This window comes from Methyloceanibacter sp., assembly GCF_050728395.1.
Classification (GTDB): domain Bacteria; phylum Pseudomonadota; class Alphaproteobacteria; order Rhizobiales; family Methyloligellaceae; genus Methyloceanibacter.
This window is the reverse complement of sequence record NZ_JBOHJB010000016.1, coordinates 1-15,819: the sequence shown is the minus strand read 5'-3', so window position 1 is coordinate 15,819 and position 15,819 is coordinate 1. Positions and strand designations below refer to the sequence as shown.

Here is a 15,819-nt window from a genome sequence, read left to right as displayed (position 1 = left end):
TAAGCCTTTCAAGGCTCTTACCGTCCATTTTGAGCGGATTGGTAGCACGAAATTGCCGCGACTATAGCGGCCCGTCTCGGCTTTGCAACGGGGCCGGAGAGCCTTAAACGAAAGGGCCATGAACTTCCAGGAGCCAATTGGGGGCCTTATCGAGCGGATGGCGCGGGCCCTGGAGCGGCTGGCGCCGCTGCCGCCGCGGAAGCCCGACTTCGATAGAGTGGAAGCCTTCATCTGGCAGGCCGAGCCTGAGGCGTTTTTGCCGGTCGCGGCGGTCAATCGCGTGCCGCTTTGCCTGCTCAAGGGTATCGACCGCATGCGCGATGTGCTCTACGACAACACCGTCCGCTTCGCGCGCGGCCTCCCCGCCAACAATGCGCTTCTGTGGGGCGCCCGCGGCACGGGCAAGAGCTCGCTGGTCAAAGCGGTGCATGCGGCAGTGAGCCGCGAGACGAGGCCGCAAGCGGGCGCGCTCAAGCTCGTCGAGATCCATCGCGAGGAGATCGCTTCGCTGCCGCGCTGCCTTGCGCATCTCCGCGAGACAAGGGCCAAGCGCTTCATCCTGTTCTGCGACGACCTGTCCTTCGAGGGGCGCGACACCTCCTACAAGTCGCTCAAAGCGGTGCTCGAAGGCGGGATCGAGGGGCGTCCTGAGCACGTGCTGTTCTACGCCACCTCCAACCGGCGGCATCTCATGCCGCGCGAGATGCTGGAGAACGAGCGCTCGACCGCCATCAACCCGTCGGAGGGCGTGGACGAGATTGTGTCGCTCTCCGACCGTTTCGGCCTGTGGATCGGTTTCCACAATTGCAGTCAGGACGACTATCTCGACATGGTGCGGGGCTATGCCGCGCATTATCGCTTGCCCATCGCCGACGAGGCACTGACGCGCGAGGCGCTCGCCTGGGCGATTGGCCGCGGCGCACGCTCGGGCCGCGTCGCCTTTCAATTCATTCAGGATCTGGCAGGACGCTTGGGTGTGCGGCTTGACGGCGATTGACTGGAGGCAAGACGAGGAACCTCCTTACCTCCCCCTTGTGGGGAGGTCCGACGACGCCTTCTTGAGGCGGCGTCGGGGTGGGGGTTCATGCGTGTCACCCCACCCGGCGATCCCGACCTGCGGTCGCGATCGCCACCCTCCCCATCAAGGGGAGGGATGAAGAGGCGTGGATGGCCGAGATAAGCCCGGCCATGACGAGGCCTATTTCCGTTCGAGTGAAACGACGTGCTAGTCGGCGTCCGCCGTTGCGTGCGTCATGTACTTGGTCGGGTCGACCGGGCGAGAGCCCTTGCGCAGCTCGAAATGGAGCTGCGGCTGATTGACCTGACCGGAACGCCCGGCCTTGGCGATGACCTGACCGCGGCGAACCTGATCGCCGCGCTTGACCAGGATCTCGTCATTGTGGGCGTAGGCCGACACCCAATTGTTCGAGTGACGGATCAGCACGAGATTGCCGTAGCCTTTCAGCTCGTCACCGGCATAGGCGACGACGCCGTTCTCAGCCGCCTTCACCGAGGTGCCCATCGGCACCGCGACGTCGATGCCGTCATTGTGGCCGCCGTCGGGCTTGGTGCCGAATTCCGAGATGATGCGCCCCTGCACCGGCCAGCGGAAGCTGTTGCCAGACATTGGCTCAGGCGCCGGAAGCTGCTGGGTGCTGGCCACTTGCGGGTTCTGTCCGCCGATGACCTCGTCCGAGCTTGCCACCGCGGGGGCGGGAGCGGCTTGAGCCTTCGCGGCCGGTTGAGATTTCTCTCGCTGCCCGGGCGGCTCGATCGTCGTGGTCTTCACCACGCGGACGTCAGGCGCAGGCTTGCTCTGGTTCGCCGCCACAGCGCGCGGCGCGACCGGAGCCTTGCCGCCTTTCGGCAGGTATAGCGTTTGCCCGATCCTAAGGCGGGTCGGGGCGAGATCGTTGCGTTCGATCAGTGCCTTCTCGCTCACGCCAGTCATCTGGGCGATGCTCCGCGGCGTGTCGCCGGCTTGCACCTTGTAGATCTCCCCTCCGCGCTCAGGCTCTGCTACGGCGCGCACCTTGGCGAGGTTCGGCCGCGGCGCGGGCGAAGGCGGCTCATAGGCAGACCTCTCCGGCTTCAGACTTGCGCCGGGCGGCGAATAGGCGGCCGGCGTCGCCTGGGTATAAGGCTGCGAGGCCGGCGGCAGGCTCGAGCGGGAGTACGAGCCGCCCTGGTAGGCATTCGGGCCGCCTTGGGCATAGACCGACTCTTGCGGAACCGGAGGAAGCGACGCGGTGGCGTTGGGATCGGCGAGCGGCGCAGGGTCTGAGCGCGTCAGGCCGAAAGAGGGAAAGTCGAAACGAGAGACACCGGAGCTGCAGCCGCCGACAAGCGTCAAGGCCGACACTGCAGTGGACAATAGAGCGCAACGGCCAACCGCTGACCAAGACACGCGCGCTTGCATTCCCCCGTACCCCTCGTACGCATACAGACCGAGAGTCCGAGTTAAGCGCGCGAACGGTAAACAAGCTTTTAACGATGTTCCCGGTCTGAGCGAAAAAGAAGCAGGTGCTTAAGCGGCCGCGTCACGCGCGCTCATCGGGCTTCACCCTTCCGTGCAGCAGCGGCACGAAGCGCACCGGAAGCAAAGGCTTTTTGACGATCTCCCCCGTTTCGGTCTTGTCGATCTCGACCAGAGATTGGGTGTCGCGGGTCGAGCCGAGCGGGATGATCATGCGGCCGCCTGGCTTCAACTGATCGATTAAAGCAAGCGGGGGTTCGGCCGCCGCCGCGGTCACGATGATGCGGTCGTAGGGCGCCTGCGGCGGCCAGCCGATCCACCCGTCGCCGATGATGGTGGTGATATTGGCGATGCCGAGCTTGGCAAAGCGGCGGCCGGCCGCCTTTTGCAGCTCGCGCCAGCGCTCAACGGTGAAGACGTGGCGGCAGAGATGCGACAGCACCGCCGCCTGGTAGCCGGAGCCGGTGCCGATCTCCAGCACCTTTTGGCTGTCGTTGAGCTCTAGCTTCTCGGTCATGAAGGCGACGACATAAGGCTGCGAGATGGTCTGGCCGCAATCGATGGGAAGCGCGATGTCCTGATAGGCGTGGTCGGCAAAGGCGGGGTCGACGAACAGCTCGCGCGGCACGCGCTCAATGGCGCGCAGCACCCGCGTATCGCGGATGCCGCGGCGCCTGAGCTGCATGATCAGGCCGATTTGGTCCGGCTCACTCGCCATGGCGAGCGATCCCCTCAAGCATACGATTCATCGCGTATCCGGCGATAGTGAACTCCTCTCTTAAAGAGCGGAAGGCCTATTCGCCGAGCGCAGCGGCAAGCGTCTTAAGCGCTTCCTCGTCGGTGAAGTCGAGCTGCAGCGGCGTCACCGAGATGCGCCCCGACTGCACCGCCCAGAGGTCGGTGCCCTTCGGCGGCTTGGCTTTGCGGCGCTCGATGCCGACCCAGTAATAGGGCTTGCCGCGGGTATCGAGCCGGTCCTCGATGCGCAGGAGGTCGGGGTGGCGCTGGCCCTGTGTGGTGACCGCCATGCCTTTCACCTCATCGGGCTGGCAATTGGGAAAATTGACGTTGAGCACCACGCCTTCAGGCCATCCGGCCTTGAGCAGCTTGCGCAACAGTTCGCCGCCGTGACGCATGGGCGTGTCCCAGATCGGCGTGCCGGTCTCGTAGTTGCCGATGGCGAGGCTGAGAGCGATCGACGGCACGCCGAGCAGGCACCCTTCGATGGCGCCGGCAACGGTGCCGGAATAATTCACGTCGTCGGCGAGGTTCTGGCCGCGATTGACGCCTGACAGCACGAGGTCCGGCGGCTTGTCCTTGAGCAGGAAGCGGACCCCCATGATGACGCAGTCGGTCGGCGTGCCCTTCACCGCGTAGCGCCGCCGCCCAAGCTCGCGCATGCGCAAGGGCTCGGCCAGCGTCAGAGAGTGCGACGCGCCGGACTGATCGGTCTCGGGCGCCACCACCCAGACCTCCTTGCTCACCGCGCCGGCGATGTGCTCGAGCACGTCGAGGCCTGGCGCCTCGATGCCGTCGTCATTGGTGATCAGGACGCGCATGGTTTGGGCGGCTATTCTTTTTCCCTCGTCATGCCCGGGCGAAGTCCCGGACATCCAATAGGGCCTTGGCCAACGATGGTGTCCCTTTCAAACTCAGAATTGGATTGCCGGGACAAGCCCGGCAATGACAAGCCCGGCAATGACGAATGCGGAAGCCGGAGCCCCCTCACCCTCTCCGCCACGCGACTTGCGCAGAGCTTCGCTCGCACAAGATCGCGGCGGAAAACCCTCTCCCCAAAGGGGCGAGGAGAATGGATTGGCGAGATGGGGACCTCTTCTCCCTCTCCCCAGTGGGGAGAGGGTTAGGGTGAGGGGGTCGGTGCGTCAGACGTCATTGCTTCGGCGCCTCGATTTTGGTGAGGGCGCCCATGTAGGGCAGAAGCGCGTCCGGGATGCGGATCGAGCCGTCGGCTTCCTGGTAGTTCTCCATGACCGCGATCAGAGCGCGGCCGACGGCGACGCCAGAGCCGTTCAGCGTGTGCACGAAGCGCGTCTCCTTGGCGCCTTGCGGCCGGTAGCGCGCATTCATGCGGCGGGCCTGGAAGTCCCCACAGTTGGAGCAGGAGGAGATCTCTCGATACATCCCCTGCCCCGGCAGCCAGACCTCGATGTCGTAGGTCTTCTGCGCGGCAAAGCCCATGTCGCCGGTGGACAGCACCACCACGCGATAAGGCAACCCGAGGCGTTTCAAGACTTCCTCGGCTGAGGCCGTCATGCGCTCATGCTCGTTCGCCGACTGCTCGGGCGTGGTGATGGAGACGAGCTCGACTTTGGAGAATTGATGCTGGCGGATCATGCCGCGCGTGTCCTTGCCGGCGGCACCTGCCTCGGCGCGGAAGCACGGCGTGCCTGCGGTGACACGGATGGGAAGCTTGGACTCGTCGGTGATATCCTCGCGCACGAGATTGGTTAGCGGAACTTCGGCGGTGGGGATGAGCCAAAGATCCTCTTTGGACGGCGCACGCGCCAGAATGGCGACGACGGCTTCGGCAATAGACTTATTACCGGAACAGATTGCATTCCGATCTGTCTCGTCAGCACTTTTCATAGCTTCATTTAGCAGTTCGGTTCGGGATCCCTCACTTGCACCCAAGAATTGCTCATCTCGAAACTTCGGGAGTTGCGCGGTGCCGAACATGACCTCATCAAGAACCAAGAGTGGAGGGGCGATCTCAGTGTAGCCATGCTCGCTCGTGTGCAGATCGAGCATGAAATGGGACAGTGCACGCTCGAGACGCGCGAGCGCTCCCTTCAGCACCACGAAGCGCGAGCCTGAGAGCTTTGCCGCGGTTTCGAAATCCATGAGCCCGAGCGCCTCGCCAAGCTCGAAATGCTGCTTGGGCTGGAAGTCGAATTTCGGAGGCGTGCCCACCTTGCGCAGCTCGACATTGGCCTTCTCGTCAGGCCCGATCGGCACGTCATCCGCCGGCGTGTTGGGAATAGCCGCGAGCAAGCTGCGTAGCTCGTCATCGAGCCGCTTCTCCGCCGCCTCGCCTTCTTGGATCGCAGTCTTGAGGCCGGCAACTTCGTCCATCAGCCGCTTGGCTGAGGCTTCGTCCTTGCCTGCCTTGGCCTGGCCGATCTCCTTCGAGGCGGCGTTGCGTCGGGCCTGCGCCTCCTGCAATTTCTGAATCGTGGCGCGGCGTTGCTCGTCGAGCCTCAGAATTTGAGTCAACATTTCTTCCGACCCGTCAGCGCCGCGGTTCTTCAGCCCGGCGACGAAGGCGTCCTGGTTCTCGCGAATCCATTTGATGTCGAGCAAGGCTTTGTCCTACAGGCTGGAAATCGAGGCTTTCCTATAAGGCCCGAGCCTTGGAGCGTCTACCTCCCTCCCCTCCTCAGTCATTCCGGCGCAAGCCGGAATCCAGCTCGCGCGGGACGCGCGAAGGCAAAAATCTGGGCCCTGGCTTTCGCCGGGGTGACGCAAAGACGGCCTCTCCTCCTCCTTCGTCATTGCCGGGCTTGTCCCGGCAATCCAATGGTGACTCGTCACAAGCTCCGAAGATGGCCATGAGTGTAAGTGAGGCGCGAGCGACGGGGATAAGTAGTGAACGGACGAATCGCCGGGATCACGTCAGGTCAACGAACTGCAAGTGAGCAGCGTTTCGTTTCAGGCGCGCACTCAACCGCGGAGGCTTGCTGCAGAGTCGGCCCTCCGCGCTGAACCTGCTGCGTTTGCTTCATCACCCTGCCCCCGGCGGTTCCGATGAAAATGTAGTTCAGCCCCGCAGAGAGCAGGATCAGGGACGCGAGCAGCGCCATGCACTTGATGTATTTCTGCATCATGAACGCCTCGCCTGGAGGTTGGGCGAGCCACGACGGTTCCTTTTGTCGTCGTGGCCTTTCGACAGGAGATCTTGGCCTCATCGATCTGACTCGCGCTGTGGCGTTTGTCACAGCACGACGGGGCGAAAAACTTAGGGAGGCCGCAGGGTGGCGAACAGACGATCGCCGAGTCGTGCGAGGCGATGTCAGCTAGGTGCTACGAGCGGACACGCCGCTTGAGCGAGAAATGAGTGCTAGAGATCGCCGGCACGCCGCGAGAGATCAAATCCGTCTACCCGCTCTATCCGGGTGTGCAAGACTTTCCCTAGCCTGCGTCAGGCCGGTAGCGGGCCTCCAATTCTCGATGGAAGGTCCCGCTAGGCCGCGCGGCAACGCCTCACGGCGAGGCCACTGAGGTAAAGGTCTGCGGCTTCAGCGCGCCGACGCAGGATGTGTCGGGCGCGGCGGGATCGGCGAGGAACGATACGATCACCGTCTGAGCGCAAGGAGACGGGGGGGAGACAAAGTGCCCGACGCCCGGGATGCTGATGATCGTTGCGTTGGACAGGCTGGTCGCCGCGGCCTTGGCCCCGGCGAGCGACGTCAGCGTATCGAAGCTGCCGGAGATGAGGAGCGTCGGGATGCTGCTCGCGACGGGCTGGCGCATGGCCTCCGGAGCGGCGGGCACCTTCCAGACGTCGCGGCAGTCTTCGTTGAAATACGCCCAGCCGCCGATCCCCTCGTCTTGTATCGACGCAGGATAGTCCGGAAACGCTTCCCGGCCGGAAGCGGCGAGATCCTCCGGCGTCGCGAACGGATAGTCTTCGCGACAGCTGACGCCAAGCGCCAACCCGTAGCCGAGGGCTGGGGCACCCGGTCGGGATGGTGGCGCCCGGCTTGCCCGATCCAAGGCGATCGCCTCGATGGCCTCGGGCCGGCCGGCGGCGAGCCCATCGATCCGATCCGGCGCGGCGCGGAGCATGGGAATGCCATAGTTCTGGTTGCGCAGCCAATCGATCAGTGCTCCACCGTCGATGACGACTTCGATGTTTTCACTGGTGGCCGGGTCCTTGACGGTTGCCGTCAGCGGCGCGGCCTCGAGCTTGTTGACCAGTCCGGTGAAGGTTTCTTCGAGACGAGGATGGGCCGCGTTGCAGGCCGGTTCCGCCGCGCAGGCTTGGAAGAGGTTGTTGAACCCGTAGCGCGCATTCTGCCAGTTTGCCGGGACCGTGTAGGTCGTCGGCAACACGGAATCGAGGACGACGCTGCGGATGCCCTCAGGGTGGTCGCGCATGAGCGTCTGCGCCAGGTAGGAGCCATAGGACGTCCCATGGACATTCCACGTGGCGATGCCGAGCACCTTGCGGAGATCGGCGAAATCGGCGGCGCTCTCGGTCGAATTGTAGGCGCTGAGGTCGGCGCCGGTGGCGGCTAGCTCGCGGTGGCAGGCTTCGGTGGCGGCCAAATGGGTGCGCTTGGTCGCTTCGGAATAGAAGCGGAGGCCAAGAAGCTGTCTGGCGAAGTCGTCGATGGCCGCGCAGGTGAGCGCCGGTTCCGAGAACATGGTGCCGCGCTGGCTCACCACATAAATGTCGCGGTCGCGGATGAAGTCGGCGGCGATGAACCCGTTGACCTCCAGGGGGGCGATGTCTCCCGGGCCGCCCGCCAGATAGACAACGGGATCGGGTCGTTTCTGCGCTGCGTGGGCGGGGTATTTGGCGACCATGAGCCGGATGGTGCGGCCATTCGGCTTTCCGCGATTCTCCGGTACGACGAGGTAGAAGCAGCTCGCTTTGCCAAGCTCTTCGGCCCCCTGCAGTTTCGGGCACGGCGCTTCCTCGAAGCGCGGCACGGTCGCAGTTCCTTCGGCGCCCTGTGCGGCTCGCACCACAGCGGGTGAGGCAAGAAGCAGGGCGAGCAGGAGGACGTGCCGGTGGGTGACAACCATGGTGCGGAGCCCTTCCAAGGCGGCAAGCAATGATGCGATGAACACAATCACCGAGGATGGACGTGTCGTCATGGCTCACTCCTACGCTGCTGTTTGCAAGCAAAATTCAGAGGCGTCCCGCTCCAGCGGGGCCAGTACGAGGGTTCAGTTTTCGCTCGCACCAGAAGGCCAGACATTATCTAGCAGGATATAGCAGGCGCGAACTGCAGGCATTGTCCCACCCCAAAAAGTGACAATCAACAGGGTGGTCGGGCTTTTGGTGAAGTTTCACCGAGCTGAACATCGGACTCGCCGAGGTCTCGCCTGCTCGCGCAATGACATCGTGGTATTATCATTGCTGTAGTAGGATGCGGAGCTGGGTATGTAGCTGGTCGGGACGGCGTCCCGCTATCTGCAGGCTGGATGCAACAGCGAGCTCGGCGCCAGTTCGACCGTTGTCCCCGAAGGGATGTCCTTGAAGGAGGTACTGATATGAAATCGATGCTCGCTTCGATGGCTGTCGTATTGACGTTTTGCGCGGCTCCGGCAGTGGCAGCGGAGTTTCCCAAGACCGGCACGGCGGAATACGACACATACTATGTCGATAACACTTTGGCAAAAATGGATAGCGGAGCCGGCACCGGGTCGATCGTTGACGAAACTGGAATCACCCGCAATGTCAAAGGAGAAGGCCCGTTCAATGACATGTCCGTTCGCTGCCTCTATCACACGAGCACGGTGGGAGAGACATTTCACTACAACGGCAGCTGCGTTGAAACCGACAAAGATGGCGACAACGTATTCACGACCTTCGACGACAACAACCATTACCTGATGGGTGGTACGGGGAAATACAAAGGTATAACGGGAACTGTTCCCTACACTGTGGTGGAACTTCACGAAGCGGTCGGCGGCCGTGGGGCCGTTATCGTCAACCACAAGGCCACCTGGGAGATCAAATAGATCCTAAGCGGACGGAGTCTGGATTCAACCTGACCTGATGTGCGTGGCCAAACAGAATGACGGGCTCTCTGGCCCGGCCGAAGGCAAGGACGAGCTTGTGGAGGCGCTGGAGAAGACGCTCGATTGCCCGAAGGTCTCCCAGGCACCGCTGCCTTAAAGCGGAGGCACAGCTCAGCACAGCGTCAAACGCCGCCGCGATTGAGCCACGTCCGCCGTAGACTCTGGGTTGGGAAGTATTTACAGGACTGCTGATCCGCTTCTTAAGCCTTGGGCACGAGTCGGAAGCCAGGGGTCGAGCGCGAGATTTCCAGCTCTTCATCGGTCATGTCCGCGGCGACATCGGCGAAAAGCGGCGTGCTCAGATAGCGCTCACCGGTGTCGGGCAGCATGCAAAGCACCGTTGCGCCCCTGGGCGCTTCCTTGCAGATCCTGATCGCTCCCGCGAAAGTCGCGCCGGACGTGATGCCAACGAAGATTCCTTCCTTCTGAGCAAGTTGCTTGCTCCAATGCATCGCGTCGGCGTTCGCAATCGTCAGGATGCGGTCGATGACGCCCATGGCAACGGCGTCGCCCGCCAATTTTGGAATGAAATCCGGGCTCCAGCCTTGCATCGGATGCGGCTTGAACGCCGGATGGCCGGTCGCGGGAGAGCCATCTGCGTTTCTCTCCTGCTTCACTCCGCTGGTGAGCATCGGTGCGTCTTCGGGCTCGCAGACGATGATCTTCGTATCCGGCCGTTCCTTGGCAAGGACGCGCGCAACGCCCTTGAGCGTGCCGCCGGTACCAAACCCCGTCACCCAATAGTCGAGCGGCTCGCCCTCGAAATCCGCCACGATCTCCCTGGCCGTGGTGCGCGAATGCATGTCGGCGTTGGCTTCGTTCTCAAATTGGTGCGTCAGGAACCAGCCGTGGGTTTCGGCAAGCTCGATTGCCTTGTTGACCATGCCCACGCCTCTGTCGGCGGCCGGCGTAAGCACCACCTTGGCACCGAGAAACCGCATCAGCTTCCTGCGCTCGACGCTGAAGGTCTCGACCATCGTAACCACGAGCGGGTAGCCCTTTTGGGCGCACACCATGGCGAGCCCTATCCCGGTGTTGCCGCTCGTTGCCTCGATGAGGGTTTGTCCCGGCTTGAGCTTTCCCGATCGCTCGGCGTCTTCGATCACACCGAGAGCCAAGCGGTCCTTTACTGAGCCCAGGGGATTGAATGCCTCGATCTTCACGAACAGGTTCGCCCCGGGGGGCGCCAACTTGCCGATCCTGACAATCGGCGTGTTGCCTATTGTTCCGAGGATGTTTTCGAATTTGCGTCCCATTTGGAACCTCCTAGGAAACGACGGCGGGAAACGCAGAAGGGTTTCATCAATGACGGCATTGGGATCGTGCCCGTGTTGTTGAGAAACGTATTCATAAAATTTCCATCAGCAGAGCTTCGGGATCGTCGCCCGAGGCCTGGTCGGGCGAGGCGTTGCCGTGTTTCCTTTTGCGCAGACTCCCCCAGGGGCAGGCGTCCGAGCTTACCCCATCGCCGGTCAGAATTGATGTGCCAACTTGCAGCTAGAGGGGACCGATCGGAGTTTAGCCGGGCTGGGGTCAACCACGGTTACAGGGGTGGAAGTCGATGAAAAAGTATCTAATCGCCGGTACGCTTGTCGGCGCCTTGGCTGCACCCGCGCTCGCCGGGGCGGTGGCGATAACTACTACGTCGACCTGATGCTTTGAGACGGAGGGTCATGCAAGATCAAGATAATGACTGCCATGCCGTCCGACGCGAAAACGGCCAAAATGATGGGCCAGTACAAATCCGAGGCCGAGGCCAAGACCGCCTGGCGTTCTTTGCTCCAAAGAACGTCACGATCCCGGTTGCCGTGAGCACCTTCCCTGACGAGATTTACGCAGCTCCTAGGTGCTGGGTGGAGCGCGCGTATCCCAAACTCAGCCATTACAACAAGCTCGACAAAGGTGGACACTTTGCGGCCTGGGAACAGCCGGAACTATTAAGTACCGAGCTCCGAGCCGCGCTCAGACCGCTACGTTAGTTGCGGAAATCGCGCCTTGACGAAGCGCAATCTGCTCGCCGACAAGAGCTGACCGACTCTGCGTATGTTTTCGAGGTGAAGCGGAATGCGGTCTTATAAGAATCTCATAAGCGTCGCGCGCAAGGGGAGCAGAACATGAAGAACGGACTTATTTCGCTTCTGGCCGGAGCGGTCGCGGTTGTCCATGCGACGGCCGCTTTGGCTGCCGAGCCGACCCAGGTCGAGAGGGTTCAGGCTGCGCTTGACGCGTGGCTCGCGGCTCGGGCGCCGATCGAAAAGGTCACCGGCATCGCCGCCTATATAAGCTTCGGCGCTGCAGGGCCGGCGATCGAAGCATTCGCCGGGAAAGTGGGCCGCGACCCAGACGCAAGGCCGGTCGACCAGGACACGCTCTACCAGATGGGAAGCACGTCGAAATCATTCACCGTCGCAGTGATCCTCCAGCTCGAAGCGGCGGGAAAGCTCTCGATCGACGACACGCTCGACAAATGGCTGCCTGAGTTTCCGGCGTGGAAGGACGTCACCATCCGCAGTCTGCTGGACATGACGAGCGGAATTCCCAACTATTCCGAGACCGAGTGGATGGCCAAGTCTTGGACGGAGGAGCCGATGCGGGCTCTCACCCTCAAGGAGCTTGCGGATGCCGCCTATCCAAGCCCGAACAACAAGCTGCCGGTGACCAAGGGCTATCACTACTCGAATACCAATTACATTCTCGCCGCCATGATCGCCGAGAAAGCTGCAGGCAAGGCTTTCACCAATCTCGTGCATGAGTTGGCGATCGAGCCGCACGGTCTCGATTCGACGTTCTACGAAGCGAGTACCTACCCGGAATCGGTCATCAAGCGTCTTGCGCACGGCTACTTCGAGAACGCAGCCTGCTCGGAATACCAACCTGATTGCAAGGTCCCGTGGAATGCGCCGGTCGTCGGGAAGGACGTGCGCGAGATGAGCACCTCCTGGATGCAATCGGCAGGCGGCGCCGTCTCCAGCGCCCGCGACGTCGATCGCTGGATGCGCGCGGTGTTCGGCGGGAAGGTGGTTCCGCCGAAACAGCAGCAAGAATGGACCGCGCTCGTTTCGATGAAAACGGGCGAGCCGATCGCGGCAGTGTCGGCCGACGACCCAGGCGGCTTCGCGCTTGGGTTGGGGAGGAAGATTCTTGGGACTCTCGGCGCGCAATGGTTCTACGAGGGCGAGAGTCTCGGCTACCGCACGCTCTACGTCTGGTTTGCCGACCAGGATGTGATGATCACGGTCCAGACCAACTCGCAGCCGCCCGACGGGACCGATAAGCTCGGCGAGGCGGTCAATGCCCTCTACGACATCGTCAAGAAGCCGAAAGATTAGCCAACTTCACCTGGCGGGCGCGGGCGCCGCGGATAAATGGCGAAGGCGCGGCAAATGCCACAGCGCCGATCCGAGCGGCGAACGAGACTCTCCCTCAAGCTCAAGATCGCCTTGAGCACTGAGACAGGAAAGGAGAGCCAGCCATGTTCTCGCTCGCTCGCATCAGTTTGGCTGCGGCAGGTACCCTTGTCGCCCTCACCACGGCCAGCATCCCCGTTTTCGCCGGTGAGTTGACGCAAAACGCAGGACAAGTTGGGCCTCAAGCGCCCGCTCTCACCACGGTTGGTCCACCTGACCTAAACTCCGGTCAGATTGGCGAATGCCACCAGCTCAAACGAGCGATCTCCCGCCGCGCGTGCCAAGCTCGTCTGTGGCGCGAGATGAATATCGACACGGCCGAGAACTAGTAACGGGCTCGCAGCGGTAGGCAACATCTGCAACGCTCATCACATCGCGCACGACGTCGCCGGTCTTGGTGACGCGATCGACCCGGGTAAGAAGGGGGTAGCTATCCCGTGTTCCAGGGTGCCGGCTGGATGCTCAACTCGTCGAGAAATTCGAGCCAGAGGCCGAAATAGAGGAAGGACGCGATCAGCGCGAGAATGGCCGCGACGATGAGCAAGCGACCAGTCTTGGCGAGGAGATAAGCGGGGAGACTGAAGGGCAGAAAGATGAACATGAAGGCGATGCTGGTGCCGACCATCTCCATGCCGTCGCCCATGGGATTGGCGTGCTGGAACAGAAAAACGGTAAAGAAGAGGATGAACAGGCTGTGGACCGCGACCGCAAAGAGCACGCTGGTGCGAAGCCGCCTGTCGTCGAGGGAGAGAGCTCGGGTCATCCGTTTCTCATTCCATCGTCATCGCCCGGCTTGACCGGGCGATCCAGTAGCCACCGCCCTCAATAATCTTTCACCGGCGGTGATTACTGGATGCCCGCTTTCGCGGGCATGACAAAGTTCTTCGAGGCATCTAGGATCTCGACGCCGACGATGCAGCCTTGCGCGTCGTAGTCCACGATGATGCCCTCAGCGACCTCCTCACTCCCCTCGATGGGGCGGTCGGTGAGGTTCAGATAGACCGCATCGGCTCCCTGATCGATTCTCACGCGCATGGTTTTGTCCTGTCGAAATGTGGCGATCCCATTGTACCTCGGTTCCCGTCATTGTCATCGCCCGGCTTGACCGGGCGATCCAGTAACCACGAGACTCTGCGTATGAGGGAGCGCGTCTACTACGTGTACATTCTCGCGAGCCGTATTGGCGGCACCCTCTACGTTGGCGTGACCGACGACCTCGTGCGACGCGTGTACGTGCATAAGGAAAAGTTGCTCAAGGGCTTTACCCAGGAATACGATGTCGTCCGTCTCGTCTATTTCGAGCAGTTTGGAGAGATTGGTGCCGCGATCCAACGCGAAAAACGCCTGAAAAAATGGCGGCGCGCTTGGAAAGTTCGGCTGATTGAGGAGAACAATCCGAATTGGAATGACCTCTATCCCCCAATCGCTGCGCCTCGAATTGCGGCGACGCCCCACTTCTCTCCCCTGTCGTCGCCCGGCTTGGCGGATCAGCCAGGAACCACCGATCTCGTCAGACTGCACCACCAGTGATTACTGGATGCCCGCCTTCGCGGGCGTGACAAACGGAGGATAGGCGTTACAAACCACTAAGCCGGCTTGCCGGCCGGTTTGCCGGCGGGTTTAGCGGCCGGCTTGGCGGCCGTCGAAGCGGCGTGGCGCTTCTCGGCGAACTTCACTGCGTAGATGGAGAGCTCGTAAAGCAGCACTGTGGGAAGCGCGAGCGATATCTGGCTCAAGGGGTCCGGAGGGGTGAGCACGGCAGCCACGATGAAGGCGATGAGGATGGCGATGCGGCGCTTGGCCTTGAGCTGCGCCGCGGTGATCAGACCGGCGCGGGCGAGCAGCGTCAGCAGCACCGGCAACTGGAAGCAGATGCCGAAGGCGAGGATCAGCGTCATGATCAAAGAGAGATATTCGCTCACCCGCGCGGTGAGCTGGATATGCACCTGGTTGTCGCCGGACTGCTGCATCGACAGGAAGAAGGTCATGGCGAGCGGCATGACCACGAAATAGACGAGCGAAGCGCCGAGCAGGAACAGGATCGGTGTCGCGGCCAGGAACGGCAAGAACGCCTTGCGCTCGTTGCGGTACAGCCCAGGCGCCGCAAACATGTAGATCTGCGAGGCGATCACCGGGAAGGCAATGAAGATGGCGCCGAACAGCGCGAGCTTCATCTCGGTGAAGAAGAATTCCTGCGGCGCGGTGTAGATCATCTCGATCGGCGTATCGACGCCGGCCGCGAGCCGGTAGGGCCAGAGCAGGAGATTGTAGAGCGGCCGCGAGAAATAGAAGCAGACGGCGAAGGCGATGGCGACCGCGCCAAGCGACCAGATCAGCCTGCGGCGGAGCTCGATGAGATGCTCCATCAAGGGGGCCTTGGTCGCCTCGATCGCCTCTTGATCCTTATCGCTCACGGCGCCTCCTCGCGCTTCTTGGCGCGTGGCTTGGGCGTCTTGCTTTTGGCTGCCGCGGTCTTGGCCGGAACGGTCTTGGCTGGAACGGTCTTGGCGGGAACCGTCTTGGCCGGGACGGGCTTGGCCTTCTTCGCCCGCGGCTTGGGATTTGGTTTAGGCGCGGGCGGGGGCAGCGCCGCTTCGGCCGATGCGGTGGCGGGCGCCGGCGGAGTCGGGGCCGGCATCATTAGAGGCTTGTCGACGGTTCCGCCCAATTTCACGTCGGAGGCCTCCGCGTGAAAATCCTGCATCGCCTTACGCACTTCATCGATCTCGCTGTCGCGCACAGCCTCCTCGAACTGGCGCTGGAAGTCCGCGGCCATGTGCCTGACCTTGCCGACGTAATGGCCGAAGGTGCGCATCAGCCGCGGCAATTCCTTGGGGCCGACCACGACGATCGCCACCACGCCGATGACCAGGAGTTCAGACCAACCGATGTCGAACATAGATGCGATTTGGCCGCAGATTTGGTTTCGTCATTGCCGGGCTCGACCCGGCAATCCAGGGCCGCACGCTCCGAACTTGTAGCCCCTGGATGCCCGGGTCAAGCCCGGGCATGACGATGTGGTTGGAGGGATATCTAGCCCGCCTTCGGCGTGCGCGGCGCCTTGGCACGGGCGGCGGTCTTCGCCTTGGCGGCGGGTTTGGGGTTATGCTCGATCACTTTCGGAGCCGGCTCCGGCTCCGGCGCTGGCTCCGCCTCGGCGCC

General features: G+C 62.4%; 16 protein-coding genes and 1 pseudogene. 6 read left to right on the top strand and 11 right to left on the bottom strand.

What is annotated here, in order from left to right; genetic code table 11:
• The first annotated feature begins 118 nt into the window (after positions 1-118).
• The gene (locus ACREC7_RS04640; RefSeq protein WP_431554522.1) at positions 119-997 is read left to right on the top strand and encodes an ATP-binding protein; all 879 of its coding nucleotides are present in this window, start codon (positions 119-121) and stop codon (positions 995-997) included.
• Positions 998-1,225: 228 nt separating this feature from the next.
• On the opposite strand, the gene ACREC7_RS04635 is transcribed toward ACREC7_RS04640, so the two are convergent.
• From ACREC7_RS04635 to ACREC7_RS04610, 6 genes are all read right to left on the bottom strand, one after another.
• Positions 1,226-2,353 carry a peptidoglycan DD-metalloendopeptidase family protein gene (locus tag ACREC7_RS04635; protein ID WP_431554521.1) on the bottom strand — a complete coding sequence of 376 codons (1,128 nt, stop codon included), beginning with the start codon at positions 2,351-2,353 and terminating at the stop codon, positions 1,226-1,228.
• A 187-nt stretch (positions 2,354-2,540) separates the two neighbouring features.
• Complete coding sequence (locus ACREC7_RS04630) at positions 2,541-3,194, bottom strand: protein-L-isoaspartate(D-aspartate) O-methyltransferase (protein ID WP_431554520.1); 654 nt, start codon at positions 3,192-3,194, stop codon at positions 2,541-2,543.
• Between the two features lie 76 nt (positions 3,195-3,270).
• Complete coding sequence (gene surE, locus ACREC7_RS04625) at positions 3,271-4,035, bottom strand: 5'/3'-nucleotidase SurE (protein ID WP_431554519.1); 765 nt, start codon at positions 4,033-4,035, stop codon at positions 3,271-3,273.
• A gap of 331 nt (positions 4,036-4,366) precedes the next feature.
• Complete coding sequence (gene serS, locus ACREC7_RS04620; RefSeq protein ID WP_431554518.1) at positions 4,367-5,797, bottom strand: serine--tRNA ligase; 1,431 nt, start codon at positions 5,795-5,797, stop codon at positions 4,367-4,369.
• Between the two features lie 317 nt (positions 5,798-6,114).
• Positions 6,115-6,321 carry a hypothetical protein gene (locus tag ACREC7_RS04615; RefSeq protein ID WP_431554517.1) on the bottom strand — a complete coding sequence of 69 codons (207 nt, stop codon included), beginning with the start codon at positions 6,319-6,321 and terminating at the stop codon, positions 6,115-6,117.
• A gap of 376 nt (positions 6,322-6,697) precedes the next feature.
• The gene (locus ACREC7_RS04610; RefSeq protein WP_431554516.1) at positions 6,698-8,320 is read right to left on the bottom strand and encodes an alpha/beta fold hydrolase; all 1,623 of its coding nucleotides are present in this window, start codon (positions 8,318-8,320) and stop codon (positions 6,698-6,700) included.
• A gap of 399 nt (positions 8,321-8,719) precedes the next feature.
• Between ACREC7_RS04610 and ACREC7_RS04605 the strand changes: the two genes are divergently transcribed.
• Entirely contained in the window at positions 8,720-9,190 is a 471-nt protein-coding gene (locus tag ACREC7_RS04605) for a hypothetical protein (RefSeq protein ID WP_431554515.1), read from the top strand.
• A gap of 260 nt (positions 9,191-9,450) precedes the next feature.
• Here the strand turns inward: ACREC7_RS04605 and cysK are convergent, their stop codons facing one another.
• Positions 9,451-10,506: a cysteine synthase A gene (gene cysK, locus ACREC7_RS04600; protein ID WP_431554514.1), complete on the bottom strand. Its 1,056-nt coding sequence runs from the start codon at positions 10,504-10,506 to the stop codon at positions 9,451-9,453.
• Positions 10,507-11,007: 501 nt separating this feature from the next.
• Between cysK and ACREC7_RS04595 the strand changes: the two are divergent.
• From ACREC7_RS04595 to ACREC7_RS04585, 3 genes and pseudogenes are all read left to right on the top strand, one after another.
• Positions 11,008-11,229 (top strand): annotated as a pseudogene (locus tag ACREC7_RS04595) (epoxide hydrolase); the annotation flags it as partial.
• A gap of 135 nt (positions 11,230-11,364) precedes the next feature.
• Entirely contained in the window at positions 11,365-12,579 is a 1,215-nt protein-coding gene (locus tag ACREC7_RS04590; RefSeq protein ID WP_431554513.1) for a serine hydrolase domain-containing protein, read from the top strand.
• Between the two features lie 143 nt (positions 12,580-12,722).
• The gene (locus ACREC7_RS04585) at positions 12,723-12,986 is read left to right on the top strand and encodes a hypothetical protein (RefSeq protein ID WP_431554512.1); all 264 of its coding nucleotides are present in this window, start codon (positions 12,723-12,725) and stop codon (positions 12,984-12,986) included.
• Between the two features lie 101 nt (positions 12,987-13,087).
• Here the strand turns inward: ACREC7_RS04585 and ACREC7_RS04580 are convergent, their stop codons facing one another.
• Positions 13,088-13,420, bottom strand: a complete 333-nt coding sequence (locus ACREC7_RS04580) for a hypothetical protein (protein WP_431554511.1) — start codon at positions 13,418-13,420, stop codon at positions 13,088-13,090.
• A gap of 83 nt (positions 13,421-13,503) precedes the next feature.
• Positions 13,504-13,692, bottom strand: a complete 189-nt coding sequence (locus ACREC7_RS04575) for a DUF2283 domain-containing protein (protein WP_431554510.1) — start codon at positions 13,690-13,692, stop codon at positions 13,504-13,506.
• A gap of 102 nt (positions 13,693-13,794) precedes the next feature.
• Here ACREC7_RS04575 and ACREC7_RS04570 point away from each other — a divergent pair, with 102 nt between their 5' ends.
• Entirely contained in the window at positions 13,795-14,187 is a 393-nt protein-coding gene (locus ACREC7_RS04570; protein WP_431554509.1) for a GIY-YIG nuclease family protein, read from the top strand.
• Between the two features lie 56 nt (positions 14,188-14,243).
• Here ACREC7_RS04570 and tatC read toward each other — a convergent pair whose 3' ends face one another.
• Both tatC and tatB read right to left on the bottom strand, forming a co-directional pair.
• A complete protein-coding gene (tatC, locus tag ACREC7_RS04565; RefSeq protein ID WP_431554550.1) occupies positions 14,244-15,023 on the bottom strand; it encodes a twin-arginine translocase subunit TatC in 780 nt (259 codons plus the stop codon).
• A gap of 44 nt (positions 15,024-15,067) precedes the next feature.
• On the bottom strand, positions 15,068-15,556 hold the full coding sequence (gene tatB, locus ACREC7_RS04560; protein WP_431554508.1) for a Sec-independent protein translocase protein TatB: 489 nt from the start codon (positions 15,554-15,556) through the stop codon (positions 15,068-15,070).
• Between the last annotated feature and the right edge of the window lie 263 nt (positions 15,557-15,819).

Excerpts from the sequence above, each read along its gene's own strand:
- ACREC7_RS04640 (WP_431554522.1), top strand. The coding sequence starts at position 119 with ATGAACTTCCAGGAGCCAATTGGGGGCCTTATCGAGCGGATGGCGCGG.
- ACREC7_RS04630 (WP_431554520.1), bottom strand. The coding sequence starts at position 3,194 with ATGGCGAGTGAGCCGGACCAAATCGGCCTGATCATGCAGCTCAGGCGC.
- surE (WP_431554519.1), bottom strand. The coding sequence starts at position 4,035 with ATGCGCGTCCTGATCACCAATGACGACGGCATCGAGGCGCCAGGCCTC.
- ACREC7_RS04615 (WP_431554517.1), bottom strand. The coding sequence starts at position 6,321 with ATGATGCAGAAATACATCAAGTGCATGGCGCTGCTCGCGTCCCTGATC.
- ACREC7_RS04610 (WP_431554516.1), bottom strand. The coding sequence starts at position 8,320 with ATGACGACACGTCCATCCTCGGTGATTGTGTTCATCGCATCATTGCTT.
- ACREC7_RS04605 (WP_431554515.1), top strand. The coding sequence starts at position 8,720 with ATGAAATCGATGCTCGCTTCGATGGCTGTCGTATTGACGTTTTGCGCG.
- cysK (WP_431554514.1), bottom strand. The coding sequence starts at position 10,506 with ATGGGACGCAAATTCGAAAACATCCTCGGAACAATAGGCAACACGCCG.
- ACREC7_RS04590 (WP_431554513.1), top strand. The coding sequence starts at position 11,365 with ATGAAGAACGGACTTATTTCGCTTCTGGCCGGAGCGGTCGCGGTTGTC.
- ACREC7_RS04585 (WP_431554512.1), top strand. The coding sequence starts at position 12,723 with ATGTTCTCGCTCGCTCGCATCAGTTTGGCTGCGGCAGGTACCCTTGTC.
- ACREC7_RS04580 (WP_431554511.1), bottom strand. The coding sequence starts at position 13,420 with ATGACCCGAGCTCTCTCCCTCGACGACAGGCGGCTTCGCACCAGCGTG.
- ACREC7_RS04575 (WP_431554510.1), bottom strand. The coding sequence starts at position 13,692 with ATGCGCGTGAGAATCGATCAGGGAGCCGATGCGGTCTATCTGAACCTC.
- ACREC7_RS04570 (WP_431554509.1), top strand. The coding sequence starts at position 13,795 with ATGAGGGAGCGCGTCTACTACGTGTACATTCTCGCGAGCCGTATTGGC.
- tatC (WP_431554550.1), bottom strand. The coding sequence starts at position 15,023 with ATGGAGCATCTCATCGAGCTCCGCCGCAGGCTGATCTGGTCGCTTGGC.
- tatB (WP_431554508.1), bottom strand. The coding sequence starts at position 15,556 with ATGTTCGACATCGGTTGGTCTGAACTCCTGGTCATCGGCGTGGTGGCG.